General features: G+C 64.9%; 15 protein-coding genes. 14 read left to right on the top strand and 1 reads right to left on the bottom strand.

Annotated features, from left to right (window positions below):
• The first annotated feature begins 1 nt into the window (after nt 1).
• The 6 genes from waaC to AC0SZ7_RS16615 are packed head-to-tail and all read left to right on the top strand — an operon-like array spanning nt 2 to nt 5912.
• Entirely contained in the window at nt 2-1063 is a 1062-nt protein-coding gene (waaC, locus tag AC0SZ7_RS16640) for a lipopolysaccharide heptosyltransferase I (RefSeq protein ID WP_475505401.1), read from the top strand.
• Nucleotides 1063-2187 carry a glycosyltransferase family 4 protein gene (locus tag AC0SZ7_RS16635; protein WP_475505400.1) on the top strand — a complete coding sequence of 375 codons (1125 nt, stop codon included), beginning with the start codon at nt 1063-1065 and terminating at the stop codon, nt 2185-2187. Before waaC ends, AC0SZ7_RS16635 begins: the two co-directional genes overlap by 1 nt.
• Complete coding sequence (gene rfaP, locus AC0SZ7_RS16630) at nt 2184-2990, top strand: lipopolysaccharide core heptose(I) kinase RfaP (protein ID WP_475505399.1); 807 nt, start codon at nt 2184-2186, stop codon at nt 2988-2990. Before AC0SZ7_RS16635 ends, rfaP begins: the two co-directional genes overlap by 4 nt.
• Complete coding sequence (locus tag AC0SZ7_RS16625) at nt 2990-3724, top strand: lipopolysaccharide kinase InaA family protein (protein WP_475505398.1); 735 nt, start codon at nt 2990-2992, stop codon at nt 3722-3724. The genes rfaP and AC0SZ7_RS16625 overlap by 1 nt, the downstream gene beginning before the upstream one ends.
• Complete coding sequence (locus tag AC0SZ7_RS16620) at nt 3721-4473, top strand: lipopolysaccharide kinase InaA family protein (RefSeq protein WP_475505397.1); 753 nt, start codon at nt 3721-3723, stop codon at nt 4471-4473. The genes AC0SZ7_RS16625 and AC0SZ7_RS16620 overlap by 4 nt, the downstream gene beginning before the upstream one ends.
• A complete protein-coding gene (locus AC0SZ7_RS16615) occupies nt 4473-5912 on the top strand; it encodes a lipopolysaccharide kinase InaA family protein (protein ID WP_475505396.1) in 1440 nt (479 codons plus the stop codon). Before AC0SZ7_RS16620 ends, AC0SZ7_RS16615 begins: the two co-directional genes overlap by 1 nt.
• 62 nt (nt 5913-5974) lie before the next feature.
• On the opposite strand, the gene AC0SZ7_RS16610 is transcribed toward AC0SZ7_RS16615, so the two are convergent.
• Nucleotides 5975-8086: a TonB-dependent receptor family protein gene (locus AC0SZ7_RS16610; protein WP_475505395.1), complete on the bottom strand. Its 2112-nt coding sequence runs from the start codon at nt 8084-8086 to the stop codon at nt 5975-5977.
• A gap of 652 nt (nt 8087-8738) precedes the next feature.
• Between AC0SZ7_RS16610 and AC0SZ7_RS16605 the strand changes: the two genes are divergently transcribed.
• The 8 genes from AC0SZ7_RS16605 to AC0SZ7_RS16570 all read left to right on the top strand — a co-directional run bounded on the left by AC0SZ7_RS16605 (nt 8739) and on the right by AC0SZ7_RS16570 (nt 17366).
• Complete coding sequence (locus AC0SZ7_RS16605) at nt 8739-8909, top strand: hypothetical protein (protein WP_475505394.1); 171 nt, start codon at nt 8739-8741, stop codon at nt 8907-8909.
• Nucleotides 8910-9036: 127 nt separating this feature from the next.
• Nucleotides 9037-10794 (top strand): carbamoyltransferase family protein, encoded by a 1758-nt coding sequence (locus tag AC0SZ7_RS16600; RefSeq protein WP_475505393.1) that lies wholly within the window; start codon nt 9037-9039, stop codon nt 10792-10794.
• Entirely contained in the window at nt 10778-11908 is a 1131-nt protein-coding gene (locus tag AC0SZ7_RS16595; RefSeq protein WP_475505392.1) for a glycosyltransferase, read from the top strand. The genes AC0SZ7_RS16600 and AC0SZ7_RS16595 overlap by 17 nt, the downstream gene beginning before the upstream one ends.
• Nucleotides 11908-12804 carry an antimicrobial resistance protein Mig-14 gene (locus AC0SZ7_RS16590; protein WP_475505391.1) on the top strand — a complete coding sequence of 299 codons (897 nt, stop codon included), beginning with the start codon at nt 11908-11910 and terminating at the stop codon, nt 12802-12804. Before AC0SZ7_RS16595 ends, AC0SZ7_RS16590 begins: the two co-directional genes overlap by 1 nt.
• Nucleotides 12801-14216 carry a PIG-L deacetylase family protein gene (locus AC0SZ7_RS16585; protein ID WP_475505390.1) on the top strand — a complete coding sequence of 472 codons (1416 nt, stop codon included), beginning with the start codon at nt 12801-12803 and terminating at the stop codon, nt 14214-14216. Before AC0SZ7_RS16590 ends, AC0SZ7_RS16585 begins: the two co-directional genes overlap by 4 nt.
• Nucleotides 14216-15184, top strand: coding sequence for a glycosyltransferase (locus AC0SZ7_RS16580; RefSeq protein ID WP_475505389.1), 969 nt, complete (start codon nt 14216-14218; stop codon nt 15182-15184). The genes AC0SZ7_RS16585 and AC0SZ7_RS16580 overlap by 1 nt, the downstream gene beginning before the upstream one ends.
• An 82-nt stretch (nt 15185-15266) precedes the next feature.
• Nucleotides 15267-16151 carry a glycosyltransferase family 2 protein gene (locus AC0SZ7_RS16575; protein WP_475505388.1) on the top strand — a complete coding sequence of 295 codons (885 nt, stop codon included), beginning with the start codon at nt 15267-15269 and terminating at the stop codon, nt 16149-16151.
• Nucleotides 16152-16154: 3 nt separating this feature from the next.
• On the top strand, nt 16155-17366 hold the full coding sequence (locus AC0SZ7_RS16570; RefSeq protein WP_475505387.1) for an O-antigen ligase family protein: 1212 nt from the start codon (nt 16155-16157) through the stop codon (nt 17364-17366).
• The last annotated feature ends 80 nt before the right edge of the window (nt 17367-17446 follow it).

Raw genomic sequence — 17446 nt, 5'->3', positions numbered from 1 at the left:
GTTGCGGGTACTGTTGATCAAGACCTCGTCCCTGGGCGACGTCATCCATGCGCTGCCGGCGTTGACCGACGCGGCCCGGGCCATCCCGGGCATCCGTTTCGACTGGGTAGTGGAAGAAGGCTTCGCCGAGATTCCCACCTGGCACCCGGCTGTGGATAAAGTTATCCCGGTGGCTATCCGCCGCTGGCGCAAGAACGTCTGGGAAACCATCAAGAGCGGCCAGTGGCGGCGCTTCAAACAGAGCCTGGCGGAACGCAAGTACGACCTGGTGATCGACGCCCAGGGCCTGCTGAAAAGTGCCTTGCTGACCCGTTACGTGAAAGCGCCGATCGCCGGCCTGGACCGTGATTCGGCGCGCGAAGCCCTGGCCAGCCGTTTCTACGACCGGCGCCTGGCCGTGGGCCGTGGCCAACATGCGGTAGAGCGCCTGCGCCGGCTGTTCGCCCTGGCGCTGGGCTACGACCTGCCGCCAGGCCAGGGTGAATATGGCCTGGCGGCCGAGCGCCTGGGCAACGGCAAGTCGCGCGTGCCCTATGTGGTGTTCCTGCATGGCACCACCTGGGACACCAAGCACTGGCCCGAGATCTACTGGCGCGAAATGGCCGAGCGCCTGGGCCATGCCGGCATCGAAGTGCGCCTGCCCTGGGGCAACCCGGCCGAGCACGCACGTGCCGAGCGGATTGCCACGGGCTTGAAAAACGCCGTGGTACTGCCCAAATTGAACCTGGCGGGCGTGGCCAAAGTGTTGGTGGCGGCCCGCGCCTGCGTGGCGGTGGACACCGGCCTGGGCCACCTGGCCGCAGCGCTGGATGTGCCGACCATTTCCCTGTTCGGCCCCACCAACCCGGGGCTGACCGGTGCCTATGGCCGCGACCAGGAACACCTGGCCAGCGACTTTGCCTGTGCGCCGTGCCTGTCCAAGACCTGTACTTATCAACCGACGCCGGAAGACCAGCGTCGGTTCGATCTTAAACGCGAGTGGCCCCTGTGCTTCACTCGCCTGAATCCCGAGCGTGTGGCGAGCCGACTAAGCGCATTGTTACTGGCTGAGGATCTTCGTTGATGCAACTGGCGTTTGTTCTATACAAGTATTTCCCGTTTGGCGGGCTGCAGCGCGATTTCATGCGCATTGCCCTCGAATGCCAAAAGCGTGGGCACCAGATTCGCGTGTACACGCTGATCTGGGAAGGCGAGGTGCCGCCCGGTTTCGAGGTGCTGGTGGGGCCGGTGAAGGCGTTCTCCAACCACCGTCGCAACATCAAGTTCAGCGCCTGGATGGAAAAGGACCTGGCCCAGCGCCCGGTCGACCGCGTGATCGGCTTCAACAAGCTGCCAGGCCTGGACGTGTACTACGCCGCCGATGGCTGCTACGAAGACAAGGCCCAGACCCTGCGCAACCCCATGTACCGTTTTTGGGGCCGCTACCAGCATTTCGCCGAGTTCGAGCGTGCGGTGTTCGCACCCGAGGCCAAGACCGAAATCCTGATGATTTCCGAGGTGCAGCAGCCGCTGTTTATCAAGCATTACCACACCCCGCTGCAGCGTTTTCACCTGCTGCCGCCCGGCATTTCCCTGGACCGCCGGGCGCCGGCCAACGCCGCGCAAATCCGCGCCGAGTTCCGTGCCGAGTTCAAGCTGGACGACGATGACCTGCTGCTGGTGCAGATCGGCTCGGGCTTCAAGACCAAGGGCGTGGACCGCAGCCTCAAGGCCCTGGCGGCGCTGCCGCCAGAGCTCAAGAAGCGCACGCGGCTGTTCGTCATCGGCCAGGACGAGCCCAAGTTCTTCCAGCTGCAGGCTGCGGCACTGGGCCTGGGCGACCAGGTGGAAATCATGAAGGGCCGCAGCGACATCCCGCGTTTCCTGCTGGGCGCCGACCTGCTGATTCACCCGGCCTACAACGAAAACACTGGCACCGTGCTGCTGGAAGCCGCTGTGGCAGGGTTGCCGGTACTGGTGTCGGCGGTGTGCGGCTACGCCCACTACATTGCCGAGGCCGACTGCGGCCTGGTGCTGGACGAGCCGTTCGAGCAGGCGCAGCTGAACCAGTACCTGGCGCGCATGCTCACCGATGGCCAGGCGCGCGCCGACTGGGGCCGCAACGGCCTGGCGTTCGCCGACACGGCTGACCTGTACAGCATGCCGCAACACGCTGCCGATGTGATTCTGGCCGGAGCCGCCTCATGAAGCTGATCCTTGCCGAGCCGTTCAAGACCCTGTGGGCCGGGCGTGACCCCTTCGAGGCCGTGGAGGCCTTGCAGGGCGAGGTGTACCGCGAGCTGGAAGCGCGCCGCACCCTGCGCACCGAGGTCGACGGCCGCGGCTATTTCGTCAAGATCCACCGCGGCATCGGCTGGGGCGAAATCGTCAAGAACCTGGTCACCGCCAAGCTCCCGGTGCTGGGCGCCGGCCAGGAATGGCAGGCCATCGAACGCCTGCAACAAGTGGGCGTGGCGACCATGACCGGCGTGGCCTATGGCGAGCGCAACAGCAACCCGGCCGACCAGCATTCGTTCATCATCACCGAAGAACTGGCGCCTACTGTCAGCCTCGAGGATTTCAGCATCAACTGGCGCACCGAGCCGCCGCAGCCGCGCCTCAAGCGCGCGCTGATCGACGAGGTGGCGCGCATGGTCGGCATGATGCACCGCGCTGGCGTCAACCACCGCGACTGCTACATCTGCCACTTCCTGCTGCACACCGACAAGCCGGTGACGCCGGACGATTTCAAGCTGTCGGTCATCGACCTGCACCGCGCCCAGACCCGCCCGGCCATCACCCGCCGCTGGCGCAACAAGGATCTGGCCGCGCTGTATTTCTCGGCGTTGGACATCGGCCTGACGCGCCGCGACAAGCTGCGTTTCCTGCGCGGTTACTTCCAGCAGCCGCTGCGCCAGGTGCTCAAGGACGAAGCGCGGCTGCTGGCCTGGCTGGAAGGCAAGGCCGAGAAGCTCTACGCGCGCAAGCTGCGCTATGGGGATGCGCTCTGATGGCGGGTTGGAACCTTGCGCCGGAATACGCGCATCTGCAGGCCGAGTTCGGCACATTGGACGCGGTGTTCGCGCTGAAGGGCGAACACCTTACGCGCGACCCGCTGTCGGAAGTCAGCCGGGTGAACATCGATGGCGTGAACTACTACGTCAAGCGCTACACCGGCGCCGGCAAGGGCCTGCGCCGCTACCTGGGGCGGCCGCGGGTAAAGTCCGAGTGGCAGAACCTCAAGCGCTTTGCCAAGTGGGGCATTCCCACCGCCGAGATCGTCGGCTGGGGCCTGGAGCGCAAGGGTGCGGCCTTCCACCGTGGCGCGCTGATCACCCGCGAGTTGCCCAACACCATGGACATGTCGGCGCTGGCCGACAACCACGACCCGCGCCTGAAAGACCGTGCCTGGGTGGACGGCATCAGCCGCCAGCTGGCGCGCGCCACGCGGGCCATGCACGACGAGCACTTCACCCATAACGACTTGAAGTGGCGCAACCTGCTGGTCGACGACAAGAGCACACTGTTCTTCATCGACTGCCCCAACGGCGCGTTCTGGGTCAGCTTCTGGCTGCGCTACCGCATCACCAAGGACCTGGCGTGCCTGGACAAGGTGGCCAAGTACCAACTGTCCAACACCCAGCGCCTGCGCTTCTACCTGCAGTACCGCAACCGCAAGCACTTGAACGCTTCGGACAAGCGCCGCATCCGTCACATCATCACGTTTTTCGAGGGCCGCGAATGAGCGACTTCATCGCCGACGCCGAGCAGGGCCTGCTGCAGCGTCACGGCCTGGACAGTTTCGACGCGCTGTGGACCCTGCAACTGGACCCGGTGGACGAGCCGAACACCGCGCGCGGTGGCTACAGCCAGGTGTTCCGCCTGGAACTGGAAGGCAAGGGCTATTACCTCAAGCGCCAGCGTGGCTACCTGACCCGCACCTTGCACCACCCGCTGGGCGAGCCGACCTTTTCCCGCGAGTTTCGCAATATCCGCCGCTACCAGCAGCTGGCGATTCCTGCCCTGCAGGCCGCCTATTACGGGCAGCGCAAGCTGGAAGGCGACCTGTGCGCCATCCTCATGACCCGCGCGTTGGATGGCTGGAGCGACCTGGACGCGCTGCTGCAGGAATGGAGTGCGTCCACCGTGTCGCGGCGCCAGGCCATCCTGGCCGCCTGCGGTACGCTGGCGCGCACCCTGCATGGCGCTGGCCAGGTGCATGGTTGCTTCTACCCCAAGCACATCTTCCTGCGCCAGGGTGCCCACGGCTACCAGGCGCAACTGATCGACCTGGAAAAAACCCGCCCGGCGCTGTTCGGCCGGCGTGACCGCGTGCGCGACCTGGAGCCACTGCTGCGCCGCGCGCCCATGTGGGGCGAGGCCGACATCCGCGTGTTCCTGGCCGCCTACCTGAACCAGGATGCGGCCAGCCCGCTGGTGCAGGACTGGCTGCAACGCCTGACCCGCCGCCGCAGCCACAAGGAGGGCCGCTGATGCGCCTGGCCGAACTGAAAAACGCCGGCCGTGCGCCGGCCTTGCCGCTGAGCCTGACCCTGGCCGACGCTGCCGGCAGCGCCGAGCTGCAACTGCTGAGTCTGCTGCGCGTGCTGCCCGGCCAGCGTTACGTGGGCGCCGGCGTGTGGCGTGGGCGCACGGTGCTGGCCAAACTGCTGGTGGGGCCCAAGGCGGCGCGGCACTTCCAGCGTGAGCGCGATGGCGTCAAACACCTGGCCGCGCAAGGCCTGACCACGCCGCAGTTGCTGGCCGAAGGGCTGCAGGACGGCGAGGGCGGCTGGCTGCTGTTCGAGTACCTGGAGGGCGCGCAAAGCCTGGCCCAGGCCTGGGCCGCAGTGGAAAACCTGCCGGTGCTGGCCGATGCGCAGACCGAGGTACTGGGCGAGGCCCTGGCCGCGGTTGCCGCCATGCACGCCAAGGGCCTGTGGCAGGAAGACCTGCACCTGGAAAACCTGCTGCGCCACGACGGCAAGCTGTACCTGATCGATGGCGCCGGCATCTGCGTGGAGCAGGCTGGCAAGCCGTTGTCGCGCCAGCGCGTGCTGCAGAACCTGGGCGTGTTCTTTGCCCAGCTGCCCAAGCCGTTCGAGCCGTTCATCGAAGAGCTGCTGGTGTATTACCTGCTGGCCAACGGCGAGCACGCGTTGCCGCTGGAAGCCTTGCTCAAGCAGGTGGACAAGGTGCGCGCCTGGCGCCTGAGGGACTTTCTTGCCAAGGTGGGCCGCGAGTGCAGCCTGTTCGCGGTCAAGCGTGGCGCCTTCATGCTGCGCGCCATTCGCCGCGAGGAAGAGCCGGCCATGCTGCCGGTACTGGCCCAGGCCGACGCCCTGCTGGACCAAGGCCAGCTGTACAAGACCGGTGGCGCCGCCAGTGTCGGCAAGGTGCAGGTCGACGGTCGCGCGCTGGTGATCAAGCGCTACAACATCAAGCACTTTGCCCACTGGCTCAAGCGCTTCTGGCGCCCCAGCCGTGCCTGGCATTCCTGGGTGCAGGGCAACCGCCTGGCCTTCCTGGGCATTGCCACGCCCAAGCCGCTAGCCGTGCTGGAGAAGCGCTTCCTGTGGCTGCGCCGCAGCGCCTACCTGGTCACCGAACACCTGGCCGGGCCTGACTTGATCGAGCGATTTGCGCCTTATGTGGATAATGCGGCGGTGCCGGAAGCCGAGCTTACCGCCCTGGACCAGCTGTTCGCCGACCTGACGCGCGAGCGCATCAGCCACGGCGACCTCAAGGGCCACAACCTGTTCTGGGACAACGGCCGCTGGGCGCTGATCGACCTCGATGCCCTGTGCCAGCACGCCAGTCAGGCCAGCTTCGCCCCGGCCTACGCCCGCGACCGCGCGCGCTTCCTGCGCAACTGGCCGGCGGACAGCGCCCTTGCCCAGTTGCTGGACCAGCGCCTGCCGCGTTTGTCCTGACGCAGCCTGCGGCAGCTGCTACGCCGATCTATGTAGCAGCGGCCGAAGGCCGCGTCATTGGCTTAAAACCCGTATTCCAACCCAACCCCCGCATACCACGACCGCCCCGGCGCCGCCTCGTAGTAGCGCTTGTTGCTGTCGCCCACGATCACCGAGCCCACGTACTGGCGGTCCAGCAGGTTGTCCAGGCGCACGATCTGGTGGAAGGTCCAGTGGTCGACCTTCTGTTCGAAGCGCGTGCGCAGGTTGAACACCGCGTAGGACGGCGCTGCCTTGTCCTGGTTGGTGTCCTCGACGTAGACCTTGCTGCGGTACATGCCTTCCAGCGCGGTGCTGACCCAGTCCTGCGGCTGCCATTTCAACTCGCCAAAGAGGGTGTCCTTGGGCACGCCGGGCAGGTAGTTGCCCTTGTCCACCTGCTTGGCGGTGGTGCCGCTGCCGCTGGTGAAGTCGCTGTCGTAGGTGGCGTTGAGGTGGGTGTAGGCCAGCTGGGTGCTCCAGGTGGGCGTCAGCTGGCTGTCCAGCGACAGCTCCAGGCCGCGGCGCAGGGTGCGGCCGGCGTTCTGGTAGCTGGTGCGGCCGTCGGTAGACTCGGCCACCACCAGTTCGTCGTCGGTGGTGATCTGGAACAGCGCGGCGTTGATGCGGGTGCTGTCACCGACCTTGGCCTTCAGGCCGATTTCGTACTGGCGGCTTTCCGAAGGCTTGAGGTTGAAGTTGAAGCCCTCGGTGTTACCCGGCGCGTAGGCCATTTCCGCCTGGGTGGGGGTTTCGAAGCCTTTGCCGGCGCTGACGTAGCCGTGCAGGTTCTCGGTGAAGGCGTACATCACGCTCACCGATGGCGTGTTCTGCTGGTAGTCCTTGCTGCCGCTGGCGTCGCCGTTGCTGAGGAACTTGTCATCCACGTCCATGCGCATGGTGCTGTGGCGCACGCCGGCCTGCAGGGTCCAGTCGCCCAGGGCCCAGTTGGCCTGCACGAAGGGGTCGAGGCTGGTGGCGGTGTCGATCTCGTCGCGGGCCATGGCGCCTTTCACGCCCAGGGTGCTGCCCACGTAGTTCTGGTAGCCCTGGCGGTCGTCCTGGCTGCGGTCGTAATCCAGGCCGGCGATGAGCTTCAGGTCACCGGGGGCTGAAAGTATCGGCTGAATCCAGTGCAGGCTGCCGCCGTAGAAGGTGCGGTCGAAGTTGACCACGCCGCCGCCACGGGTGTCCGCCGCCGTTCCTTTGGGAATCGACAGGTACTGAATCACGCTGCGCGTGCCGTAGTAGCTGGTGACCTGCAGCGTCGCGTCGCCAATGTAACGCTCGTAGTTCAGGCCCACCTGCTGGTGGTCGATGCTCTTGCGCGTGTTGTAGTTCAGCGCAGCAGCGGCCACCGAGCGCGGGCCGGCCTTGTAGGCGTCCCAGGTCTGGCCCAGCGGGTCCTGGGTGCCGTTCTGCTCCAGGCTGCTGTAGATCAGCGCCAGCTTGCTGTCCTCGTCGGGCTTGAGGTTGAGCTTGGCGAAGGTGGTGTCGCGCCGCGCGGCGCTGTGGTCGCGGTAGCCGTCGGTGTCCATGCGCGAGGCGTCCAGCACGAAGCCGGTGTCGGCGTCGATGCCGCCCTCGGCATACACGTGGTTCTTGCTCATGCCGTCGCTGCCCATCACGGTTTCGGCGCCCACCTTCGGCGCGCCGCTGCCGTCACGCGAGAACATCTGGATAACGCCGCCGGCGTTGCTGCCGTACATGGTGGCGGCCGGGCCGCGCAGTACCTCGATGCGCTCGGCGGTGTCGAGGTTGAACGTCGCCGCCTGGCCCTGGCCGTCCGGCGTGCTGGCCGGAATGCCGTCGGCAATCAGCTTCAACCCGCGTACCCCGAACGCCGAGCGCGCGCCAAAGCCACGGGAGGAAATCTGCAGGTCCTGGGCGTAATTCTGGCGGTTCTGCACCACCAGCCCGGGAATGCGCTGCAGCACCTCCGAGGCGTTGATGCCCAGTTGCCCGTCGTGAATCTGCTCTGCACTGACGCTGTCCACCGAATAGGGCAGGTCAAAGCTGCTGTTTTCACTGCGGGCGCCGCTGACCACCACCGAGTCGAGCACAATCTCGGGCGCATCGGCCTGGGCCAGGGGGCTGGCCAACAGCAGGCCGGTGAGCAGGGAGCGACGGCGCAGGAAAGGCGGGGCAGAGATCATTGTGGGGGAAAGGTCCGAAAGTGAAGGTATGTACTGAATCGGACAAGTTTACCAACTCTGAAGCCCACCGGTCCCGTAGCAGCTGCCGTCAGGCTGCGTCTGCCGCACGCGGCGTGTCTGAACAAACGCGGCGCCTGGGACGCGGCCTGGCGGCAGCTGCTACAGGTTTGGGCGTGGTCCTACGGTTGTATGGGAAATGGCTGGCTTTCAACGGACGGTGTTCGCCATAGGCTCCGGGTTCCCTATCTGGAGGATTGCTTCATGCTTGTTCGCAGTGCATTGCTACTCAACATAACGCTGTTGGCGGGGTGTGCAGAATTCAAGGTGGTAGACCCGGCGAATCGGTGGCCGGAGCCTGTCCAGCCATACCAGTGCCAGGGCGATGGGGCGAGGTTTGGGTGCGCGCATAAGCTTCCGGGCTATACGGAGGATTACCGGCTTCGTCGGCGCAGGTAAGGCATTTGGGCATCATGACGTAGGAAAAATCGTTCAACTACATCGGATCCACCTTTCGTGATCGAGGGAATCTGCTGACTTCGTCCCGCAGGTTTCCATGCGCCTAATACCACCCTCTTCCCCTGCAAGCGGTGGCGCGATGTGTAGATTCATACTCTTATCCGTGGGAGGCTTCCTTCTCACCGGCTGCGCCCTGATGGAGTGGGCGGCCGACCAGGGCTTTGGCTGGCACCCCAGCGATGCCCGCCAACGCTTCAAGTGCGACATGGACCCGCTCAAGCCCGGGTGCGCCTACTACCAGCGCGAATACAAGGAACAACTGCTGAAATGGCGCGAGCCGCCGGCGCTGCTTGAGGACGGAAGCTGAACGCCGCGACACCCTGGCAATAGCCCCATATGCAGCCGCTACCGTGAATGCGCTATAATCTCGCCCTTTCGCCGCCGACAGCCCCATGGCCCTCGGCGCATATATTCCGTTGAAAGAGGCTAGACCCTTGGCATTGACGATTCTTGGCCTGTCCGGCGCCCTTAGCCATGATCCTTCCGCAGCCCTGTATATCGACGGCAAGCTGATCGCGGCTGCCGAAGAAGAGCGCTTCGTTCGTGACAAACATGCAAAGAACCGCATGCCCTATGAGTCGGCGAAGTTCTGCCTGGAGCAGGCCGGCATCAAGCCCTCCGACGTTGACGTGGTGGCCATTCCGTTCGCGCCCATCAGCCTGTTCGGCAAGGCCCGCTGGCACTACGCCAAGCGCTACTGGTACGCACCGGACCGCGCCCTCGACGCGCTGCTGATGGGCAACCGCCGCTACAAGCGCTACCGCAACAAGATCGTCTGGTGCCTGGAGCAACTGGGCTTCGACCCGAAGAAAATCAAGATCGAGCCGGTGGAACACCACCTGGCCCACGCCTCCAGCGCCTACCACTGCTCGGGTTTCAAAGAGAAAACCGCGATTCTGGGTATCGATGGCAAGGGTGAGTACGCCACCACGTTCTTCGGCTACGGCGAAAACGGCAAGATCCACAAGATCAAGGAATTCTTCGACCCGGATTCGCTGGGTGGCCTGTACGGTGCCATCACCGAGTTCCTGGGCTTCGAAATGCTCGACGGCGAGTTCAAGGTCATGGGCATGGCGCCGTATGGCGACGCCAGCAAGTACGATTTCTCGCGCCTGGCCACCTTTGAAAATGGCGAACTGGTGATCAACACCGACTACGCCAACGTCATCGGCCTGCGCCGCTATAAAGAGAAGGGCAAGGGCTTCTATTTCTCGCCAAAACTGATCGAGTGGCTGGGGCCGAAGCGCGAAGGCGACATCGCCGACGAGCCATACATCCACTACGCGGCCAGCATGCAGGCGTTGTTCGAGAAGCTGTCGCTGCAGATGATCGACTACTACCTGGGTGACGTGCTCAAGGAAACCGGCAAGCTGGCGTTCGCCGGCGGCTGTGCCCTGAACGTCAAGCTGAACCAGAAGATCATCGCCCGCAACGACGTGAAGGAGCTGTTCGTGCAGCCCGCTTCCGGCGACGCCGGTACTGCCGTGGGCGCTGCGGCCTACGTGTCCCACGCCCGTGGCGTGCCGGTCGAGAAGATGGAGCACGTGTACCTCGGCCCGTCGTACAGCAACGAAGACGTGATCGCCGCCTGTGCCCGCCACCCGAACAAGCCGGCGTTCCGCAAGCTTGAGAACATGCCGCAGCAGATCGCCCAGATCATGGTCGACGGCAACCCGGTGGCCTGGTTCCAGGGCCGCATGGAGTTCGGCCCGCGTGCCCTGGGTGGCCGCTCGATCATCGGCTGCCCAAGCGTGCCGGGCGTGGCTGACCGCATCAACCACCAGATCAAGTTCCGCGAGCGCTGGAGGCCTTTCTGCCCGTCGATGCTCGACACCGTGGCCCCGCAGATGATCAAGATCGACCATCCGGCGCCGTTCATGACCTTCACCTTCGAAGTGGCCGAAGAGTGGAAGACCCGCGTGCCGGAAGTGGTGCACGAAGACGGTACCTCGCGTGCCCAGGTGCTCAAGCGCGAATACAACCCGCGCTACTACGACATGATGAAGGCGCTGGAAGGCCTGACCGGCAACGGCGTGTCGCTGAACACCTCGCTCAACCGCCGTGGCGAACCGATGATCTGCTCGCCTACCGACGCCCTGAACATGTTCTTCGGTTCCGATCTGCAGTACCTGATCATGGAAGACATCCTGGTGGTCAAAGACGGCGCGAACGCTTATGACACGCTCGGCTGAGCGTCATGTGCTGCAGTTCTGCCACGGCTATGACGGGCCGTTCCTGGACTGCGCGCGGCAATACGCCAGCCTCTTCGCCGGTACCGGCTATCGCGTGACCACGGTCTTCCTGACCGGGGTCGCCGACCCGCAGGTAGCGGCGGGCTGCGCCAGCGATGAAGTGCTGTTCATGGAATACAGCTCCAAGGCCATTCGTGGCCTGAAGCTGGGCGCCATTCGCGACTTGCGCAAGATTGCCGCCAGTCGCGATTTCAGCTTCTGCATCGCCCACCGTTTCAAGCCCATCTATATCACCCTGCTGGCCACCGATTTGCCGGTGATCGGCGTGCACCATGCCTTTGGCGACTACCAGCGTGGCTCGCGCAAGCTGTTCGCGCACCTGTTCCGCAAGCGCCTGAGCCTGTTGGGCGTGTCGGACGCAGTGCGCGACGACATGCGCCAGTGCCTGCCCAAGTGGCCGACCGGGCGTATCCGCACCCTATACAACCGCATCGACGTGGCAGCGCTGCAAGCCGAGCAACTGCCGCCGGCGCAGGCGCGTGAAGCGTTGAAGCTGGACGCCGATGCCTGGATCGTCGGCAACGTCGGCCGCCTGCACCCCGACAAGGACCAGGCCACGCTGCTGCGTGGTTTTGCCCAGGCGCTGCCAACGCTGCCGGCCAGCGCACAGCTGGTGATCATGGGCACCGGGCGCCTGGAACAGGACCTCAAGGAACTGGCCGCGGAGCTGAAAATCAGCGAACGTGTGCGTTTCTTGGGCCAGGTGCCGGAGGCGCGGCGCTATTTCCGCGCCTTCGACGTGTTTGCCCTCAGTTCGGACAACGAGCCGTTCGGCATGGTGCTGCTCGAAGCCATGGCCGCCGGCGTGCCGCTGCTGGCCACGGCTTGTGGCGGTGCCCGGGAAGTGGTCGAAGGGGTAGGCATTCTGTTCCCGTTCGGCGACGCCGAGCACCTGGCCCAGGCGCTGGTGCACCTGTCCACGCTTGACGCCGAACAGCGCCAGGCGTGTGCCGACCTTATGCTGCAACGCCTGGCCGAGCGTTTTTCGGACCAGGCCGTACGCGAGACTTTCTGGCGCTTGCCGCAAGTCACCGACATTACTGCGGAGGCTTGATGCTCAACCGTTTTCAAGGCTGGCGCGAGCGCGGCTGGACTCAGATCGACGCTGGCACTTATGCACAGGCATGGCAGCGTTTTGGCGGTAGCGTGGCCACTCACCCGCTGGTGGTGGAACGCCTGGCCGGCCTTGCCGGCATTCCGGTGCGCTATTTGGGCTGGGAGCAGGCGGGCGAACTGCGCGCGGCCATTCCTACCTGGGGGCGTTCGCTGGCCTTGTCCAAGGACGAGCTCAAGCGCGCGGGCAAGAAAGGCCTGTTCGACCTGGGCAATGCCGAGCTGATCCTGCCGGCTGCCAGTGACGCCCAGGCGCCGCTGCGGCATGCCGGGCGCTACCTATCGGAGCTCAACCAGGGGCGCTTCGCCACGCTCAAGCCCCAGGCCGAATCGCTGGCCATGGCCCGTACGCCCGAAGACCTGTCGAAGAAGTTTCGCTACAACCAGCGCCGCGAACTGCGCCTGCTGGAAGAGGCAGGCGGGGTGGTGCGCCCGGTCAGCGACTTCAGCAGCAAGGAACTCGCCGCCATGTACTGCGACCTGTTCCTGCGCCGCTGGGAGTTCCCGGCCACGGGCGCCGAGCACATGGCCGAAGTGGTGGAGCTGCTGCGCGAGCTGCTGATCGGTTCGGTGCTGTTCCTCAACGACGCGCCCATCGCTATCCAGTTGGTGTACCGGGTGGAGGCGCCCGAGTGGGTCAGCGTCGAATACATCAATGGCGGCGTCGACCCGCAGACGCGGGCGTTCAGCCCGGGCAGCGTGCTGAGCTTCCTCAATACCCAGGCTGCGTGGGAAGATGCCCGCTCCCTTGGCAAGGCGTTGCGCTTCTCCTTCGGCCGCGCTGACCGCGAGTACAAGGATCGTTGGTGCAACCCGGTACCGGTATTCCAGATTTGAGCCGAAAACAGCAGCTCCTCAAGCGTCACCGTCGCAACAAGCGCCTGGCCCTGCTGGTAGGGCTGGTGGTGTTGGTCCTCTTGGGCGTGCTGGTCAAATGGTGGTTGGCGCCACTGTTGGCCGTGCTGGCCTGGGTGGCTCATGAGGCCTGGTTTGCCGACCACCTGTTCTACGCCCCTGGCGACGACTACCAATACAACTTTGGCGACAGCGCCACGCAGCCGGCAGTGACCCTGGCGGGCGGGCAGCTGCGCCTGGCCGAGCCGCAAGCGCTGGACGGCGGCGAGACGCTGGTGCTGGCCGTGAAGGTCAAGGCTGGCTGGCTGGGGCGCTTCGTCGACCCGCAGGTGGAAATCAGCGGGGCGGGCCAGGTTGATCGCCAGGCATTCGAGCGCGGCGTCGACGGCCTGCGCTACCTGAACCTGAGCAGTTTCGGCGCCGCGCTGGCGGCCGGTGACCTGCAGCTGCGTGGCCGTCATTGCCGCCTGCTGGGCGCACCGCAGCTGTGGCTGTGGCGTCACCCGGACTTGCGCCACAAGCGCGTGATGGTCATCGCCCCGCATGCCGACGATGCCGAACTGGCCGCCTTTGGCCTGTACAGCCAGGCGGACACCTGGGTGGTTACCCTGACTGCTGGCGAGATCGAAGCCCAGCACTACCAGGCCATGGGCCTGCCGGTGGCCGATGCTGCGCGGCTGAAGGGCCGCCTGCGCGCCTGGGACAGTATTGCCGTGCCCGCCTGGGCCGGCGTGGCCCAGGAGCGTTGCGTGCAACTGGGTTATTTCTGCCTGCAGTTGCCCACCATGCAGGCCGCACCGGACCAGCCCGTGGCGTCCCGCGAGGCGCAGCTGGATGACACCCGCCTGTTCCGCCAATACAACCGCGTCAGCCTGCCCGGCGACGACGGCGTGCCCAGCTGGAACAACCTGCTGGCCGACCTGCGCGCGCTGATCGAGCTGGCCCGCCCCGAGGTGCTGGTGATGCCCGATGCGGCCATCGACCCGCACCCGGATCACATCTGCTCACAAACTGCCGTGCTGGAAGCCTTGCAGGGCACTGGGTGGCAACCGCACACTTTGTTGGGTTATGCCAACCACCTGCATGACAACGACCGCTGGCCCATGGGCGATGCGCATAGCGGTGTCAGCCTTCCACCTTTTTTTGATGCGTCGCAGGTTATGGTGCCGCTCAGCCTGGAACTGGCCCCCGCCGCGCAGGTGGACAAGGCCATGGCCCTGGGCATGATGCACGACCTGCAGCCAGCCCCGCCGTTCAAGCGCCGGTTGCGCCGCTGGTTGCAGCAGTGCCTGGCAGGGCGCCGCTGGCCGCCGTATGGCGATAATGAATTCATGCGCAAGGCCGTGCGCCGCCATGAGCTGTTTTGGATCGGTTCGCCGTCGCGGAGTAAATGATGAAGGTCCTGTTTCTGGTACAAAAAGAGCAGCGGGTGATTCTGGACCGCCTCTATCAGGCTGTGGCCGACCATTGCGAGTGCGACCTGCGCTGGCTGGACAGCGCCGACCAGCGCGACCTGCGCGGCTATTTCCAACGCGAAGTGGACGCCAGCCAGTACGACCGCATCCTGTTCTTCCTGCGCTTCAAGCAGGAGATCCGGCAGGTGGCGTTCATCCGCAGCGTGCCCAACCTGGTAATCCTCGAGCACGACGCCTACCAGAACTACATCGATTGCAAATACACCGGCAAATTCAGCCGGCACTATCGCAACATCCCCTGGGTGCGGGTGATCAGCTCCGGTTTCCAGGTTACCCAGCGCCTGCAGCAGGAGGGTTTCGATGCCGCGTTCGTGGCCAAGGGCTACGACCAGACGCTGCTGCGTGACCTGGGGCTTGCCCGTGACATCGAACTGGCATTCGTCGGCAGCACCGGCAGCGTCGCCTACAGCGGGCGCAAGGCATTGCTGGATGAGCTGGGCGCACATGAAAATCTGCTGGTGACCCGAACGAAGTCCGGCGACGACTATCTGAATACCCTGAACCGTATTCGCTTCTTCGTGAGTGCCGACGTGGGCATGGGCGAATACATGATCAAGAATTTCGAGGCAATGGCGTGCGGCTGCGTCCTGCTGGCCTACGATCAAGGCGAGGCAGAGAACCGCGCGCTGGGCTTCGTCGACATGCACAACCTGGTGTTGTACACCTCGGTCAGCCAGTTGCGGGAAAAGCTCGCCGTGTTGCGTGGCAACCCCGAACTGGCCGGTGCCATCGCACGCAATGGCAGGGAGCTGGTGGAAAGCCGGTACGGCTTCGCGCGTATCGGCCAGCAGATCGTCGAGGCCATGCAAGCGCCGCTGCGTCCATCTAATCTTAAAGGAAGCCTGGGAGAATTCTGGCTGCGGATGCGCCGCCTGGTGTCCGGTTAGGGTGCCTGCGCACCGCGGTGTTACAAGGATTGGGACCGTTGGACGAAGGCTGTGCCACAGCAGTAAGGGACTGAGCATCAAGATGAAATGGCCATTGGTATCGATACTGGTTCCTTGTTACAACCACGAGCTCTACATCGAAGAGTGCCTGCTGAGCATACTGCGCCAGGACTACGACAATGTTGAGCTGATCGTGGTCAATGACGGCTCCACCGACAGCAGCGGCGAGAAAATCAAGGCACTGGCCCAGGCCCACTCGTTCCAATACTACGAGCAGAGCAACCAGGGTGTCAGCGCAGCCTTGAACCTCGCCCTGAGCCATGCCCGTGGCGATTTCATCATCACCCCCGACTCTGACGACGTGATGCTGCCGGGCCGCTTGAAACTGCAGGTCAGCCACCTGCAGGCACACCCCGAGGTCGGCTGCGTGGGCGGGCGGGTGATCTTCATCGATGCCAAGGGGTGCGAGACTAAGCGCGAGGCCACCAGCCACGTGACTATCGAGCGCTTCGATTTTGCCCGCCTGCTGCAGCAGGCCTATTCGGTGGGCGCACCCGTGGCCATGTACCGCCGCGAAGCCATCGAGCGCGTGGGCGGCTATGACCCGAGCATTCGTATCCAGGACTTCCAGATGACGCTGAAGATCGCGCACCTGGGCTACAGCACTGACATTCTGCCGCAGGTGGTGACCCTCTACCGGCGCCACGACACCAACATCTCCAAGACCGCCTACAAGAGCCAGCTGACCTACGACATGCAGGTCATCGATCGTTACCGCGACCACCCCGGCTACGCCCGTGCGCGGGTGGCGGTGATCAACAAGGCGCTCAAGCAGGCCGTGCGTTACGACCACCCCATGGCCCGGGAGCTGTTCGCCAGCCTGCCGGTGCGCAGCTGGGACCGCATCACCTGGAAGCGCTTCAGGCGCTACCTGTTCAAATCAAAGTTCGGCTTCTCCAAGGAATAAGGCGTGGCAACAGTCTACCCCCGGCAGCACCATTTCGATTTCGCCCTGGCGCCAATCCGCGCTGGCGTGCAGCAGTTGCACGGCAAGCTCGGCATAGCCGGCCTGCTGTTGGGCCTTGGCCTGTTCTGGAGCGTGGCAGGCGTGTTGCTGACGCCGACGATGAAATTCTACGTGTGGCTGCTGTCGGCCTTCGCCTACCTGCCCAGCCTGTACCTGCTGGTGCGCCATTACCGCGAGGTGGGCGTCATACTGCGCGAACGCAAGGAACTGTGGGGCTACCTGGCGTTGCTGGCGTGGGCACTGGTGACCCAGGCCTGGCCCATGGACAACCTGGACATGCCGGTCACCATGGTCAAGCGCGAGGCGCTGTTCCTGCTGCTGATGCTGGGCTGGGCGCTGTGGGGGCGTTTCAATGCCTGGGGCGTGCAATTGATGATCGTGGTGTGGGGGGCGTTGGCGGGGCTGTATTCGGCGGCGGCGCTGGTGGCTTATCCGCTGCGTAACATCGACCGTATCTACGGCTTTGGCGGCTTCCTGGACAACCCCAACCCGGCGGCTTATTCGATTGCCTGCCTGATGGTGGTGGGCCTCACCTGGTGGCCACGTTCGGGCCGTGCGCGGGCGCTGTGGGCGGCGCTGCACCTGTGTTCGCTGGCGTTCGTGGTGCTGTCGGGCAGCCGTGGCGCCATGTTGGCGCTGGTGGCGGTGGCCATCGCCTACGTGCTGGCCGGCGGCAAGAAATTCCATTGGCTGACGGCGCTGATCGGCCTCGGCTGCGCAGGCCTGGTGCTGTGGCTCAACCCGTCGCTGCTGGCGCGTGGGGATTCGGAGCGCCTGGAATTGCTGCGCCAGGCAGTCGGCTTTATCAAGGCGCACCCTTGGGTGGGTATCGGCATCAGCGGTGACTACCGCATGGACATGCCCGGCCAGGACCTGGAACACTGCCACAACTTCATCCTCGATACCGCCATTCGCTACGGCGTGATCGCCACTGGCCTGTGGCTGGTGATGTGGGGCTGGGTGGGCGTGCAGGCCTACCGCCTGCGCATGCACGCGCTGGGCATGGCGGCCTTGCTGTTCTGGGTGTTTGCCAGCGTGGCCATTCAGTTCGATGTGTTCGCCCTGTTCGGGCGCAACCGCGCCATGTGGCTGGCGGTGTGGATGCCGGTGATCCTGGTGATGTGCCTGCCGCGCAAACCCACCGAAGCCCCGTAGCAGCGGCCATAAGGCTGCTGCATCCTGTGGGAGCTGGCTTGCCAGCGAGCTGTTGGGGCCATAAAAGCTCGCTGGCAAGC

Source organism: Pseudomonas sp. JC1203 (assembly GCF_056175065.1).
This window is presented reverse-complemented; position numbering and strand designations above follow the sequence as displayed.